General features: G+C 74.2%; 7 protein-coding genes. All 7 read right to left on the reverse strand.

Features of this window, described 5'->3' with window-relative positions; translation table 11 throughout:
• Positions 1 to 45: 45 nt before the first annotated feature.
• From ABFJ78_RS13870 to ABFJ78_RS13900, 7 genes are read right to left on the reverse strand one after another with little or no spacing between them, the layout of a single operon-like run.
• On the reverse strand, positions 46 to 882 hold the full coding sequence (locus tag ABFJ78_RS13870; protein WP_436386441.1) for an SDR family NAD(P)-dependent oxidoreductase: 837 nt from the start codon (positions 880 to 882) through the stop codon (positions 46 to 48).
• 28 nt (positions 883 to 910) lie between these two features.
• Positions 911 to 1375 (reverse strand): GNAT family N-acetyltransferase, encoded by a 465-nt coding sequence (locus tag ABFJ78_RS13875; protein ID WP_436386442.1) that lies wholly within the window; start codon positions 1373 to 1375, stop codon positions 911 to 913.
• 44 nt (positions 1376 to 1419) lie between these two features.
• Entirely contained in the window at positions 1420 to 2589 is a 1170-nt protein-coding gene (locus ABFJ78_RS13880) for a glycosyltransferase (RefSeq protein ID WP_436386444.1), read from the reverse strand.
• Positions 2589 to 3395 carry an alpha/beta fold hydrolase gene (locus ABFJ78_RS13885; RefSeq protein WP_436386445.1) on the reverse strand — a complete coding sequence of 269 codons (807 nt, stop codon included), beginning with the start codon at positions 3393 to 3395 and terminating at the stop codon, positions 2589 to 2591. The genes ABFJ78_RS13880 and ABFJ78_RS13885 overlap by 1 nt, the downstream gene beginning before the upstream one ends.
• Entirely contained in the window at positions 3392 to 3697 is a 306-nt protein-coding gene (locus ABFJ78_RS13890) for an acyl carrier protein (protein ID WP_372665001.1), read from the reverse strand. Before ABFJ78_RS13890 ends, ABFJ78_RS13885 begins: the two co-directional genes overlap by 4 nt.
• Positions 3694 to 8019, reverse strand: coding sequence for a beta-ketoacyl synthase N-terminal-like domain-containing protein (locus ABFJ78_RS13895; protein WP_436386446.1), 4326 nt, complete (start codon positions 8017 to 8019; stop codon positions 3694 to 3696). Before ABFJ78_RS13895 ends, ABFJ78_RS13890 begins: the two co-directional genes overlap by 4 nt.
• Positions 8020 to 8024: 5 nt before the next feature.
• Positions 8025 to 14969 (reverse strand): SDR family NAD(P)-dependent oxidoreductase, encoded by a 6945-nt coding sequence (locus ABFJ78_RS13900; protein ID WP_436386447.1) that lies wholly within the window; start codon positions 14967 to 14969, stop codon positions 8025 to 8027.
• Positions 14970 to 15017: the final 48 nt, after the last annotated feature.

Consider the following 15017-nt stretch of genomic DNA (forward strand, 5'->3'; position numbering starts at 1 on the left):
CGCAGTCCACTGTGGATAGCCACCCGTTCCGGTGGTCCCGGCCGGTCAGAGGGTCCAGCGGTCCCGCGGCGGCGACTCGAGGACGAGCTCGCCGTCGACGGCCGCGGCGATCTCCTCCGGTGTCCAGGACTCCCGGTGCAGCACCGGCCGGATGATCGCGGGCTGGCGGACGGTGTGCAGGTGCCCGTCCGCCAGCCGCAGCACCTGCCCGGTGACGCCCGCGGAGAGGTCGCTGAGGAGGTAGGTGACGAGCGGCGCGACCCGCTCGGGTGGGTGCGCGTCCGGGTTGCCGTTCGGGTCGGCGGCCATCAGCCGGGTCCAGGCGATCGGGCTGACGGCGTTGACGCGCACCCCGTGCGCGGCGAGATCGGCGGCCCACGAGTACGTCATCGACGCCACCGCGCCCTTGGACGCCGAGTAGGCGGCGGCCCCGCGCTGCCCGATCATGGATCCGGACGTCACGTTGACGAGGACACCGTTGCCCTGGGCAACCATCACCTTCGCGGCCGCGGTGCCGCAGTGGAGCGGGCCGAGGACGTTGGTCTCGACCAGTGCCCGGGTCCGCTCGGCGTCGTCGTCCGCCCAGGGCGGGGCGTGGTAGCCGACGGCCGCGTTGTTCACGAGCCCGTCGACCTTGCCGAACCTGTTGTGGCACAGGCTGATCAGCGCCCGGGCGTAGCCGGCGTCGGCCACCGAGCCGACACTGGCGACGGCCGTGCCGCCGTCCGCCTCGATCGCGGTGACGGTCTCGTGAGCGGGTTCCGCGTCGATGTCGTTGACCACGACGGCGGCCCCCGCGCCGGCGGCGTGCCGCGCGAACGCCCGCCCGAGCCCGCGTCCCGCCCCGGTGATCACGACCGCGCGTCCGTCCAGGATTCCCATGCACCTCAGTGTGGCCCAGGCGCGCCGCTCACGCTTCCCGCGCCAGCGTCACCTCGAACGGCCGGAAGCCCTGCGCCCGGTAGAACGCCAGCGCGCCGTCGTTCGCCGCGTAGGCCTGCACGACCAATTCGTTCGCGCCGCGGTCCCGCGCCCACTCGATGAATGCGGACACCAGCGCCTCCCCCACTCCTTCGCGCCGGCGCTCCGCCGCGACCCGCATGCTCTCCAGCGCCGCCCGCACCGCTTTCGGGCGCAGCGAACCGACCGGCAGCAGCCGGCCGATCAGATGGCCCGCGGCCGCGCCGTCCGCGCGGGCCAGCAGGCACAGCGCGTTCTCGTCCTGGACGAGGCCCCGGTAGTACGCCGCGCCTTCGCGGGCCGGCCAGCCGAGATCCATGTGCGGGTCGCGGCTTCCGGCGTCCTCGGCGAACAGCGCGGCCGCCGAGGCGACGAGTTCGGGAACGTCTTCGGTGACATCGACGGAAACAGTCATACCAGCACGGTAACCGCGTGTTTTTTGAGAGTAAATAAGAACTTTCAGGGCCGCAAACGGGCCAGGCTTTCGAGCGCGATCTGTTCCAGGTACCCGGCCGCGGCACCACTTCCGCCCGCGGCGTGGAAGGACGCCGCCACGGTCTCCGCCGCCCGGCGGTACGCCGGCTCGCCCAGCACCTCCCCGACCGCCGCGGCGACGCGGCCGACGTCGGCGCGGCCGAACCGCAGCCGGACGCCCGCGCCCGCGGCCACCACCTGGGCGGCCACGATCGGCTGGTCGTCGCGGATCGGGGCGACCACCAGCGGCAGGCCGTGCCAAAGCGCTTCGCACACGGTGTTGTGGCCCGCGTGGCACAGCACCGCGTCCATCCGCGGCAGCAGCGCCAGCTGCGGAACCCGCGGCAGCACCAGGACGTTCAGCGGCACCGGCCCGAGCACCTCGCCGGGGTCGACGAGCACCGCCCGCGCGTCGAGTCCGGCGAACGCCTCGGCGGCGGTCGCCAGGAACCGGCCGCCCGCTTCGGTGTTCGCCGTGCCCAGCGAGACCAGCACCGTCTGCCGGAGCGGGTCGAGCCACTCCCACGGAAAGTCCGTTGTGGACGGACGCGCGCCCAGCGCCGGGCCGACGAGCCGCACCCGCGGCGGGAGCGTGGCCGCGCCGAGCAGCTCACGGGTGGTGAACGCCAGGACGCCGTGCGGCGAGAACCGCGGATCGGCCGAACCGCGGCCGCCGGCGATCCGCGCCCGCAGCTCGCGCAGCAGCGAACCGACCCAGTCCGCCACCTTCGGCATGCCCGCGAGGGGGTCGACCAGCTCGGCCGACGTCGTCGCCGACGTCACCCACGGCAGCCCGCGGGCGTCGGCCAGCAAGCCGCCGGCCAGCGCTTGCTGGTCGGCGACCACGACGTGCGGGGCGAACGCGTCGAGCGCCGCCGCGACGCCCGGCGCCATCGCGTCGGCCAGCGGGACGAGGAAGTCCTCCCAGAGAAACCGCAGCGCGGCCGGGCCCTTGAGCTCCGCCGGGCGCGCGGGCGCCCCGGCCGGCAAGCCGCAGGAGAAGACGAGCGCGTCCGGGCCGGCCAGCTGCCAGAGCAGTTCTTCGTGCCCGGCCCAGGCGACCTCGTGCCCGCGCGCGGCGAGCTCGGCCGCGACGCCGGCGGCCGGGTTGACGTGCCCGACCAGCGGCGGGACGACGAACAGGAACCGGGCCACTAGCGCGTCCGCACCGGGACGCGCGAAGTGTCTCGGACCCAGCCGAAGATCAGCTCGATGACCTCGGCGGTGCGCTCGACGAGCACCGAGTGGCCCTGGTCGGGCAGCACGACGCAGCGGCAGCGGTCCAGGTGCGTCTCGAAGTGCGGCACCTGCTCGGCGAGGCCGGAGTCGCCGCCGAAGATCGCGAACACCGGGCAGCGCACGGCCGAGAGGTCGGCGGCGATCGTCGCGCTGCGCGGGATGTCGTCGGCGATCGTGGTGGTCTGGAGGATCTTGTTCGCCGCCTTCGACAGCCGCGCGGTGTGCGCGCCGTGGTTGTCGGCGATCCAGCCGATGACCTCGTCGATCGCCAGCCGGGTCTTCGCGTCGGCGAGCCCGTCGGCCATGTGCCGCGTCCACTCTTCCGTCGGCGGTTCGCCTTCGATGACGACGACGCTCGCCACCCGGTCCGGACGGGCCGCGGCGAGCCCGAACGCGACCGACGCGCCGAAGGAGTTGCCGACGACGTGCACCGGCCGCGTCACCTCGCACGCGTCGAGGACCGCGACGAGGTCGCCGACGAACTCCTCCAGGTGGTAGCCGGACTTCGGGCGGGTCGTGCGGCCGTGCCCGCGCAGGTCGTACATCAGCACGTCGAGCCCGCGCTCGGCGAAGGCCGGGCCGAGCGTGAAGTAGTAGCTGGCGAGGCTGTCGGTGAGCAGGCCGTGCACGCACACGACGAGCGGCGCGTCCCCGTCGAGCGGCACCTCGGGGGCGAGCCGCTGCACGTGGACGTCCAGCTCGCCGGCGCGGATCCGGCTCACGCCGTCGCCCGCAGCGACGCGACGATGTAGCGGACGAGCTCGCCGACGGTCAGCGCGATGATCTCTTCGAGGTCGCGCTCGGCGATGAAGGTCGCGAAGTTCACGCGCTCGCCGTAGTGCTCCCGCAACTGCCCGGACAGCGCCACCAGGTCGACGCTCTCCAGCTCGAGGTCGTCGTGGAACGTCGTGTCCATCGTGATCTCTGCGTCGTCGAGGCCGTACTCCTCCAGCAGCTCCCGCAGCATGCCGCCGAGCTGGGCGAGCACGGTCGCTTCGTCCGTGGCCGTGGTCTCGATGCTCATTCCGCGGTCTCCTTCGTCTCTTCGGTCCAGGCGACGACGTAGCGGCGCGGCGGTGCGCCGGGCAGGCTCTCGACGTCGGTGCAGTGCACGAGGAAGTCGTGGCCGCCGGCCCGGACGGTGAGGGCGGCCGGCGTCGCGGCGACGACCTCGAAGTCCCTCGGCTCGCCGCGCAGCCCGGTCCCGAGCAGCTTCGCCACGGCTTCCTTGGCCGTCCAGAACCGGGCGAACCAGCGCTCCGGGTCGCCGGTCAGGCCGGCGAACAGGGCCTGCTCGCCCGCGCCGAGCGCCGCGTCCACAGTGGACCCGGTGCGGGCGGCGACCTCTTCGACGTCGATGCCGCACCGCCCGTGGCGGGCGATCGCCACGCCGGCCTCGCCGCGGTGGGCCACCGAAATCGTCAGCGGCGGCAGGGTCCGGCCGTACGCCCCGGTCACGTGCGGGCGGCCGGCCTCGTCGTTGCCGATCCGCAGCTCGGCCGGGAACATCTCGGCTTCGCCGCGCGCCCACAGGAACTGCCGGACGGCGTCCTTCGCGGCGATCCGGCCGAGCAGCCACTGGCGCCGGCCGCGCGGCGGGCGTTGTTCGTAGGCCTCGCGTTCGGCGCCCGCCAGGTAGTTGCGCATGATCAGCTCGCGGGTCGCCAGGTCCGGCCACTGCTCGTGCACCAGCGCCCAGCCGCCCGGCTGCTCGATCGACAGCGTCGAGCGCTCCGGCGTCCGGTCGGCCTGGCGGATGTGCGGGGTGCTGTCGAACCGGCGGTCGCGCCAGCCGCCGAACTCGGCCCAGACCTGTCCGTTGTGGACGAGCTGCATGTCGGCGTCGAGGAACTCGCCGGTCAGCCCGGTGATCTTGACCAGGCACTCCAGCCGCTCCCCCGGTGCCGGGTGCGGGCCGTGGAACCGGATCTCGCGCATGCCGACCGGGAAGACGGTGGTGCGCTCGCGCAGCCGCGACATGATCCAGTAGCCGAGCACCTGGCCGACGTTGTCGAGCAACGCGCCCGGCGCCGCGGGAGTCGTCAGGACGGCCCGGACGTGCCGCTCGCCGACGGCCGTCAGCTCGGTGACGCCCTGGAAGCGCGGGCCGTGGAACATCCAGCGTTCGTCGTACAGCTGCGCCGCCGTCGTCTCCGGGACCTGCTCGGCCGACGCCGGGAACGTCCAGGGCGCGGGCGCGCCTGCCGGATACGTCGGCGCGAGTTCGACGGTGGCCTGGGAGTAGCCGTCGAGGGCCGCGAGCACGCGGTCGGGGCCGTGCGGGCGGACCCGCACGCCGACGGTGACCGCCGGCACGGCCGTGATCCACTGGGTCAGCCGGACGTCGTGCACCGCGACCGCGCGGCGGCCGGGCGCGGCCTGCTCGGCGAAGCCCATCAGGTGGTCGATCACGGTGGTCGCCGGGACGACGGGCCAGCGGTCCCCGGGCTCGGCCTGGGGCGGCTGCTTGAAGAAGCAGTGGTCGAGCAGGTACGGCATCGCCTCGACCGACACGGTGAGCGTGGTGTCCAGCTCGACCGGTGCCGGAGCTTTCACGTGAAAGCTCCGTCCTGGGGCGGCACTTTCACGTGAAAGTGCCGCGTCGGGGCGGCCGGCGAGGACGGTGGACGCCAGGTCGGCGGTGTCCTTGAGCAAGGCGGCGAACTCCGCGGCGAGCGGGCCTTTCGCGGCCAGTTCGTCCACAGTGGACGTGCGGCCGGCCGGCAACGCGATGCGTGCGCGTACCTCGTCGTCCAGGGAGATCAGCCGGCCGCCGAGATCCAGCTTGACGGCCTTGTGCGGGACCGGGCGATCGCCGGGCAGCCGCGTGAAGTCGACGTCGAGGCCGTCGGCCCACAACGCGGTCGCGACGCGGCGCAGCTGGGCGAGCCCGGGCCGGTGCGCGGAGTGCGCGGCCACCACCAGGTGCTCCTCGCCGTGCAGGGTGTCGCCGACCAGTGAGCCCAGCTGACCCGCGCCGACCTGCACGAACGCCCGAACTCCGGCCGCGTGCAGCGCGCGCACGAGCGGCCGGAACCGGACCGGCTCCAGCAGGTGCCGCACGAACAGCTCGCGGATTTCCGCTTCGGAGGCCGGGTATTCCGACACCGTGGTCGCCGACCAGAGCGGCACCCGCGGCGGGTGCAGGGTGAAGGAGGCGGCCGCGTCGCGGATCGGGCCTAGGTACGGGCGCAGCATCGGCGTGTGGAACCCGGACCGGAAGGGCAGGACCTGGGCCACGATCCCGGCGTCGCGGAAGCGGGTGACGAGGGCCTCGACCGCCGCCGCGGGGCCGCAGACCATGGCCTGGTTGGGCGAATTGTCGTGGGAGAGCACGACGTCCGCGCGGCCGGCCAGCTCCTCGAGAACGCGGGGCGCGGGCGCGCCGATCGCGGCGAACGCGAGGCCGGGGACGACGAGCGCGTCCGGGTCGAACCCGGCGAGGAACGCGTCGACCTCCGCTTCGGCGTGCACGCCGGCGACGGCCATCGCCGTCCACTCGCCCAGGCTGTGCCCGGCGACGGCGTCCGGGGTGACGCCCAGCCGGCCGAGCGCGGAGTTCAGCAGGCGGCCCAGTTCGAAGACGGCGGTGCCCTGGCGGCCGACGTCGCCGATCTCGACGTCGTCGTGGTCCCACGGCAGGCCGAAGTGGCGGGCGACGTCGCCGCAGTTGAGCGCCAGCTCCGACTCCAGGCCGGGGAAGACGAAGGCCAGCTTGCCGCCGCCCGGCCCGAGCAGCGGGCGGTCGGCGAACCAGACGTCGTTGCGGCCGCGCCACGGCTTCCCCCGGCCGACCGCCTTGCGAGCCAGGGCCAGGCGCTTCTCGGTCGGGTCGACGACGCCGAGCCGGACGGGCCCGTCGCCGGTCGCCCGCGTTCCGGGACGGTCCAGCAGGTCGCGCAGCTCGTCGACGCTCCGGGCCGCGAGCCGCAGCACGCGCTCGGGTTCCCGGACGACGGCCGGCCTCGCGCGTCCGGGCGCCTGTTCGAGGACGACGTGCGCGTTGATCCCGCCGAACCCGAACGCGTTGACCCCGGCCCGCCGCACCGGCGCGGCCCAGTCCTTCGCGGTGTCCAAAGTGGAGAACCGGGTCTTCGCCAGCGCGGGGTGCGGGTCGTCGCAGTGCAGCGTGGGCAGCAGGACGCCGTGGTGCACGGCCAGGGCCGCCTTGACCAGCCCGGCGATCCCGGCGGCCGGCATCGTGTGCCCGATCATCGACTTCACCGAACCGAGGACCGCGGCGCCCGCGGGGCCGAAGACCTCTTCCAGGGTGGCGAGTTCGGCCGCGTCACCGGCCGGGGTCGCCGTCCCGTGCGCTTCCAGGAGTCCCAGCGAGTCCGGTTCGGCGGGATCGAGCCCGGCCGCGGCCCACGCCTGGCGGACCGCGCGGACCTGGCCGCCGGAGTCCGGGTTGGCCAGGCCGGCGGTCCGGCCGTCGGAGGCGACGCCGGTGCCGGTGATCACGGCGTACACGCGGTCGCCGTCGCGCTCGGCGTCGGCCAGGCGCTTCAGCACGACGACGCCGGTGCCCTCGCCGATCAGCACGCCGTCGGCGTCGCGGTGGAACGGCCGGATGCGCTCGGACGGCGACAGCGCGCCGAGCTGGGTGAACACGCTCCAGAAGGTGATGTCGTGGCAGTGGTGGACGCCGCCGGCGAGCACCACGTCGCAGCGGCCGGAGGCGAGTTCGCGCACGGCGTGGTCGACGGCGATCAGCGAAGAGGCGCAGGCGGCGTCCACTGTGTACGCGGGACCGCGCAGGTCGAGGCGGTTGGCCAGCCGGGACGCGGCGAGGTTGGGCACGAGCCCGATCGCGGACTCCGGTGCTTCCGGGCCGAGCTGGTCGGTGAAGGCCTGGCGGACGGCGTCGAGCCGGTCTTCGTCGAGTTCCGGCAGGAGTTCGCCGAGCGTGCGGACGAGCTGGCTCGCGGTCCGGACGCGCTGGTCGAGCCGGACCAGCCCGGGCGTCAGGTAGCCGCCGCGGCCGAGGACGACCCCGACCTTCGCGCGGTCCACCGGCAGCCGGTCCGGGCCGCCGGCGTCCGCGACGGCCTGCGCCGCGACCCGCAGCGCGATCAGCTGGTCGGGTTCGGTGGCGGGCACCGAGTTCGGCATGATCCCGAAGCCGGTGACGTCCACTTCGGCCAGTTCGTCGACGAACCCGCCGCGGCGGCAGTAGACGCGGTCGGCGCGCCGCCGCTCGTCCGGCGCGTAGTGGAGGCTGTCCCACTTCGCGGACGGCACTTCGGTGATCGCGTCGACGCCCCCGACGAGGTTGCGCCAGTACGTCGCGAGGTCCGGGGCACCGGGCAGCAGCACCGACATCCCCACGATCGCCACGCGCATGTCCGTCACCACCCCGATGCGGTGTGGACGACGGCGGCGACGTCCTGGCGGCCCCAAGCGAGCTCGCGCAGCAGGCCGAGGGTGCCTTCGTCGGGGTCGATCAGCTCGATGCCGCGGCGGGCGTAGTCGCGCATCAGCGCGGGCGTGACCATGCCGTCGTGGTCGCCGGTCGGGGCCCACGGTCCCCAGTGGACGGTCACCGCCCGGCCGGCGGGCCACCGCCGCCCGAGCGCCTCGAGGGCGTCGTTGGCGGCGGCGTAGTCCGACTGGCCGCGGTTGCCGAGCGTCGCGGCGATGCTGCCGAAGAGCACGACGAACTTCGGCTCGTCGGGCAGGTCGGCGGTGGCTTCGAGGAGCGTCCTGGCACCGTCCACTTTGGTGCCGTAGACGCGGGCGAACGACTCGGGCGTCTTGTCGGCGACCAGCTTGTCCTCGATGACGCCGGCGGCGTAGACGATGCCGTCGAGGCGGCCGTACTCGGCGTGGATCTCCTTGACGGCCCGGTGCACGGCTTCGGCGTCGAGCATGTCGACGGACTGGTAGCGCACCGGGCTGCCGAGGTCTTCGAGCTGGACGAGCGTCGTGCGTACTTCGCGCTCGCCCTGGATCCGGCGGATTTCCCGTTCGATCTCGGCGGGGTTCCGCATGCCGCTCCCGATCAGAGCCGCGCGGAGGTCCGTGACGCCGGGGAAGGGGTCCTCCCCGGACGGGACGGGGGTGCGGCCGAGCAGTTCGACGCGGCAGCGGGTCGCCGCGGCGAGGGTGGTGGCGAAGCGGGCGGTGATGCCCTTGGCGCCCCCGACGAGCAGGACGACTGAGTCCCGGTCGAGGCCGATGGCGGCCGCTTCGGCGGCGCCGTCGCCGGCCGGGCCTGCGCCGCTGCTGCCGAGGAGGCCGAGGGTCTGTTCTGTCGGCGCGAGTCCACGGCGTACGGACCCGTCCCTGATGACCACCGGTTCGCGATCCACAGTGGACAGCTCGGCGACGAGGTGCGCGGGGTCGGCGTGTTCGACGACCCGGGCGAGGGTACCGGGGTACTCGCGGGCGATGCTGCGGTAGAAGCCGCGGAGCCCTTCGGCGGGTCCGGCGGTCAGCAGGAACCGCGGTTTCTGAGCGAGGATGGCCTGGTACCGCGGGAAGGCGGCAGGCAGGACGGGATCGCCGTCGGGCAGGTGGAGGTAGCCGTCGAAGCCCGGCCGGACGTCCTCGCCGACCTCGGCTTCGGCACCGTGGGCGGCGAGTTCGGCCCGGACGGCGTCTGCGCGAGAGCCGGAGCCGAGCACGAGGAACCGGCAGTTGGCGATGTCGGGGGTGGTGGCGGGAGCGAGGTCGACCTCGGTCATGAGGTACCGCTTCGGCGCGACGATCACCGGCTGAGGTTCGGAGTGGCTCGCCGGAGCCCCGCCGGCCAGGCCCGGCGCAGACTGGCCGGCTACGGGCTGCGCCCCGGATCGCCCCTCGGCCGATTCGCTCACCACCGGCTCCGGCCAGGCGAGATTCGCCGCGGTCCCGGCGCTGGGGCCATCCCCCGGCACTCCCGTACCGAACATCTCGGCGATCCCCGCCGCCGTGCGGGCCTTGGCGAGTTCCTCCACGTCACCCGCGCCGAGGCGAACAGTCAGCTCGCCGGCGATCTCGGCGCGCTTGATCGAGTCGATGCTCAAGTCGGCTTCCAGATCGAGGTCCGGCTCGATCATCTCCACCGGGTAACCGGTCCGCGCCCCGATCACCTCGACGACGGTCTCCAGGACCGAGCGCCCCAAGGTGGCCTTCGGTGCGTCAGACGCGCCCAAGGCGGCCTTCGGTGCGTTGAATGACGCTGCGGCGCGGAGCGCCTCCGTTGAGGGTGGCGGTGGGGGCATGGGAGGAGCAACCAAGGCCACATTGGGGCGCTGGGCGCCGACCAGTTCCGCGATCGCCGCCGCCGTGCGGGCCTTGGCGAACTCCTCGATGTCGCCGCCCGGCAAGCCCAGCCGGGCGGCCAGCTCGCCCGCGATCTCGGCGCGCTTGATCGAGTCCACGCTCAAGTCGGCTTCCAGATCGAGGTCCGGCTCGATCATCTCCACCGGATAACCCGTCCGCTCCCCGATCACCTCGACGATCGTCTCCAGCAGCGGCCGCTCGGCGAGGACCGGCTCCACCTCGACGACCGGAACCGAGACCACCGGCGCCGGAACAATCGGCGCAGAAACAACCGCCGGCGCCTCACTGCCGAAGTACCCCAGCAACACGTCCCGCTGAGCCGCGATCATCTCCCGGCTCGTCCGCAGGAAGTCGGCGACCATCTCATCCGAAGTGGAGGCCGTGGGTGCCCCCAGCGATACCCGCGAAGCCGGACGCAGGGCCCCCACCGGGACAGCACCGTCTGCCGTCCGCAGGAGGTGGCCGTCGACCGTCCACCCGGGACGCTTCGGCCGCGGCACGGAAGCCGCGTCGACGGCGTCGCGCCCTCGGAACAACCACCCCGTCTCGACGCCCACCCCGGCCACGGCCAGCTGCGCGAGCGCGGCCAGGAAACCCGGCAAGCCCCGGCGGCCCGGCTGCTCGAACCCGACCGTCCGGTGTGGCCGGTCGCCGAGGATCGCCTCGACCTGCCTGGCCAGCACCACACCCGGCCCCGCCTCGACGAACACCCGCGCACCGGCCGCGTACATCGCCTCGATCTGCGAAACGAACCGGACCGGCGAACCCACCTGCGCCGCCAGCTCGCCGCGGATCTCGTCCGGCGAATCCGGGTACGGCGTCGCCGTCCGGTTCGAGTACACCGGGACGCCGGGCCGTACGACGCCGATCGCGTCGAGGTCGCGCCCGAACGTGTCCCCCGCCGCCGCGACCAGCGGGCTGTGGAACGCGCACGCGACCGGGAGCCGCTTGGCGCCCAACCCTGCCGCCCTCAGCTGCGCGACCGCCGCTTCGACATCCGCGGTCGGACCGGAGATCACCGTCTGCGAGGGCGAATTGTGGTTGGCCAGCACGACGGCCGACCCGGTGAGCACCGAGTCGACGGCGGATGCCGAGGCCGAGACCGCCGCCATCGCACCCGGGTCGCCCGCCGGGACGGCGCCGAGGATGGCCGCCGCCCGCGCGTGGCTGGCGTGCAGCAGCGCCTCCGGCGTCAACGCGCCCGCCGCGGCCAGGGCCGTCAGCTCGCCGTAGCTGTGGCCACCGACCATCGCGGGCCGGACGCCGGCGCGGGTCAGCAGCCGGAACGCGGCCAGGCCGGTGAGGCCGAGCGCGGGCTGGGCGACGCGGGTGTCGGTGACGCGGTCGGCGAGGGCCTGCCGCGCGGATTCGCCGAACACCGCCGGGCCGAACACGACGTCGGCGGTCGGCGGGTCCAGCCGCAGGTACCGCTGCAGCTCCGGGAACGCGACGAACAGCTCGGCGAACATCCCCGGCCGCTGGCTGCCCTGGCCGGGGAACAGCACCGCGACCTCGCCGGGCTCACCGTCGCCGGCGCGGTACACGCCCGGCGCGTCCTGGCCCGCGAGTGCCTGCCGCAGCAACCCGGTCAGCTCGTCCACTGTGGACGCCACGACCGCGAGCCGGACCGGCCGGCCCTGAGCGCGCGACGACGCCGAAAGCGCGAGGTCCCGCAGCCGCCACGGCTGCTGTCCAGCTGGGACGTCCGATGCCAGCGCCAGCAGGTCGCGGGCCGCCGCGTCCGTGCCGAAGATGAACAGTTCGGCCGGCCACTCGTCCGCGGAGAGCGCGGGCGGGACACTGTCGTGCGCCCCGAGCACGACGTGGAAGTTGGTGCCGCCGAAGCCGAACGCGCTCACCCCGGCGATCCGCTCGGCGGGCGGCGCGGCCCACGGCTGCGCGGCCGACTGGAACACGAACGGGCTCGTCGAGGCGTCCCACGCGGGATTCGGCGACGACAGGTGCAGCGTCGGCGGTTTGACGCCGGTGTGCAGGGCCAGCGCGGTCTTGATCAGCCCGGCCAGGCCCGCGGCGCACTTGGTGTGCCCGATCTGCGACTTCACCGACCCGATCGTGCACGCACCCGGCGCGGCGCCGGCCTCGGTGAACACCTTCGTCAGCGTGCCGAGTTCGGTCCGGTCGCCGACGACGGTCCCGGTGCCGTGCGCCTCGACCAGCCCGACGCGCGCGGGCGAGACGCCGGCGTTGCGGTAGGCCCGGGTCAGCGCGGTGTGCTGGCCTTCCGGCCGCGGCGCGGTCAGGCCGAGCGCGCGGCCGTCGGACGCCGCCCCGACGCCCTTGATGACTGCGTAGACGCGGTCGCCGTCGCGTTCGGCGTCGGCGAGCCGTTTCAGCGCCACGCAGGCGACGCCTTCGCCGAGCGCGATGCCGTCGGCCGCGCTGTCGAAGGTCGCCGACCGCCCGGTCGGCGAGAGGGCGTGCGCCGACGCGAACAGCAGGTAGTCGTTGATGCCGTTGTGCAGGTCCGCGCCGCCGCACAGCACGAGGTCGCTGGTGCCGGCCGTCAGCTCCTTGCAGGCGACGTCGACGGCGGTCAGCGACGACGCGCACGCGGCGTCCACGGTGTAGTTCGCGCCGCCGAGGTCGAGCCGGTTGGCGATCCGGCCGGCGATGACGTTGGCCAGCACGCCCGGGAAGGAGTCCTCGGTGATCCGCGGCAGCTGATCGTCCAGTCCGGACGGTAGTTCGCCCACATAGGACGGCAGCACGGTCCGCAGCGACATCGCGTTCGACAGGTCGCTGCCCGCCTCGGCGCCGAACACGACCGACGTGCGGGCCCGGTCGAACGGGCGGTCCTCGTACCCGGCGTCCACGAGCGCGCGGTGTGCGGCCTCCAGGGCCAGCAGCTGCGCGGGCTCGATGCTGGCCAACGACGACGGCGGGATGCCGTACTTCAGCGGGTCGAAGCCGATCTCGGGCAGGAACCCGCCCCAACGCGACGGCGTCCGCTCGCCCTGGCCTTCGGGGTCGTAGTAGAGCGAGGTGTCCCAGCGCTGCGGCGGCACTTCGGTGACCGCGTCCGCGCCGGCCAGGACGTTCGCCCAGAACGTCGCCAGGTCGGGGGCCTGCGGGAACATGCAGGCCATCCCGACGATCGCGATGTCCAGCGGCGCGGTCGCCGGGGGTTCCGGCGTCTCGACGGCGAACGCGGCCGCGCGCTCGCGCAGGACCGCGTTCGCGCCTTCGCCGACCGCGTGGTGCAGGTCGGCGATCGTCGTGACGGCCGACCGCAGCACGGCCACTTCGCCCGCCATGAACATGCCTTCGGCGAGCTGCCGGTCCTCGCCGACGTCACGCAGCTCGGCGCCGACGCGCTCGATTCCCTTGCTGGCCAACCGAAGCCGGCCGACGTTCAACTGCTCCAGCCGTTCCCAGGCGTCCCGGCTGGGCACGCCCTGCTCGGCGAGGCCGGCCTTGATCGCCGCGTACTCCTCGGTGAACGGGCTGCGGACGCAGCGGGTGGCGTGGCCCGGCGCGGTCTCCAGGAGGTCGGTGTGCTCGGCGCCGATCAGGCTGCGCTGGAACAGCGGGAGCACGGCGCCGGCGTCGACGGCCTCACGGGTGAAGAGGTAGGCGGTGCCCATGAGCACGCCGATCGCGGCGCCGCGCGCGGCCAGCGGTGCGGCGAGGGCGGCGACCATCGCGGCCGACCGCTCGTCGTGGATCCCGCCCGCGAACAGCAGCTGCAGGTCCGCGGCCGCGTCCGGCGTGGCCGCGACGAAGTCGGCGAGGACGCCGAGCTGCGCTTCCCACAGCGGGAAGCTGGTGCGCGGCCCGACGTGGCCCCCGCATTCCGAGCCCTCGAAGACGAACTTGCGCGCCCCCGCTTCGAGGAACTGCTTCAGCAGTCCCGGCGACGGCACGTGGAGGAACGTCGAGATCCCGGCCTCTTCGAGCGCCGCGGCCTGCGCGGGGCGACCGCCGGCGATGATCGCGTGGGTGGGCCGCAGTTCGCGGATCACCTCGAGCTGCGCGGCTTTGACGTCTTCCGCGGCGAAGCCGAGGACGCCGACGCCCCAAGGCGCGTCGCCGACGGCTTCCCGGGTCCGTTCCAGGACCTCGCGGGTCTGGTCCGGCCCGGACAGGGCCAGCGCGATGAACGGCAGGGCGCCACCCGCGGCGACTGCGGCGGCGAAGGCGGGCTGATCGCTGACACGGGTCATCGGGCCCTGCGCGATCGGCAGCGCCGTGCCGAGCGCCCGGCTGCCCGCGCTGCCGGGGCCGAGCACCGGGGTCTCGACGCGCAGGGCGTCGCCGATGGCGTCGGCCAAGCCGCGCACGGCCGCGGTCACGGTGCCCCACCGGTCGCGGAACCGGGTGGCGAGGAAGACGTCTTGGCCGGCTTCGACCGGTTCGGAGCCGGGCCGCGATAGGCGGCGGACGCCGTCGACGACCGTCGTCTCGGAGCCGTCCAGCCCGGTGAGCGCGCGGGTGAGCGCCGACGGCAGTTCGGCTTCGGGCAGCAGGGCGAGCTGGGTGTCGACGACGACCCCGGCCGCGCCGCCCGCGACCGCCGCGGCCGCGGTGTGCGGGCCGATCCCGCCCGCCGCCCACACCGGCACGGCGAAGTTCTCGAGCAGGGCCTGGAGCAGCACGAACGTGCTCAGCTCGCCGGTCCGGCCACCGCATTCGTGCCCGCGCGCGATCAGGCCGCAGGCCCCGCCGTCGACGGCCCGCGCGGCCGACGCGCGGCTCGTGACCTCGGCGAGCACCCGGCGGTCCGGGAAGTCCCGCGCGGTGCACGGGGAGTCTTCGGTCAGCAGGACGGTGGTCACGGCTTCGGGCAGTTCGGCGACCGGGTCGGTCAGCCGGACGCCGAACGCGGGGACACCCCACTCGGCGAGCAGCGCGAGCTCGTCCGCGGCGGCCGCGCCGCCGGTCAGGTCGAGGACGCCGAGCCCGCCGCCGCGCGCGGCGGCGGCGACCGCGCGCGCCGACGGCCACCGCACGGGAGACACGGCGACGATCAGGCCGGCCGATCCGCGGTCGGCTTTCGGAACACGCATGGGAACTCCCGCTACGCACGAAAGGGTGATGGCAACGGGGAGTACTTA

The organism is Amycolatopsis sp. MEPSY49 (genome assembly GCF_051337345.1).
Taxonomy (GTDB): Bacteria; Actinomycetota; Actinomycetes; order Mycobacteriales; family Pseudonocardiaceae; genus Amycolatopsis.

What these genes read in the sequence shown, in the direction of transcription:
- ABFJ78_RS13900 (WP_436386447.1), bottom strand. Translation starts at nt 14,969, where the DNA reads ATGCGTGTTCCGAAAGCCGACCGCGGATCGGCCGGCCTGATCGTCGCC.
- ABFJ78_RS13895 (WP_436386446.1), bottom strand. Translation starts at nt 8,019, where the DNA reads ATGCGCGTGGCGATCGTGGGGATGTCGGTGCTGCTGCCCGGTGCCCCG.
- ABFJ78_RS13890 (WP_372665001.1), bottom strand. Translation starts at nt 3,697, where the DNA reads ATGAGCATCGAGACCACGGCCACGGACGAAGCGACCGTGCTCGCCCAG.
- ABFJ78_RS13870 (WP_436386441.1), bottom strand. Translation starts at nt 882, where the DNA reads ATGGGAATCCTGGACGGACGCGCGGTCGTGATCACCGGGGCGGGACGC.
- ABFJ78_RS13875 (WP_436386442.1), bottom strand. Translation starts at nt 1,375, where the DNA reads ATGACTGTTTCCGTCGATGTCACCGAAGACGTTCCCGAACTCGTCGCC.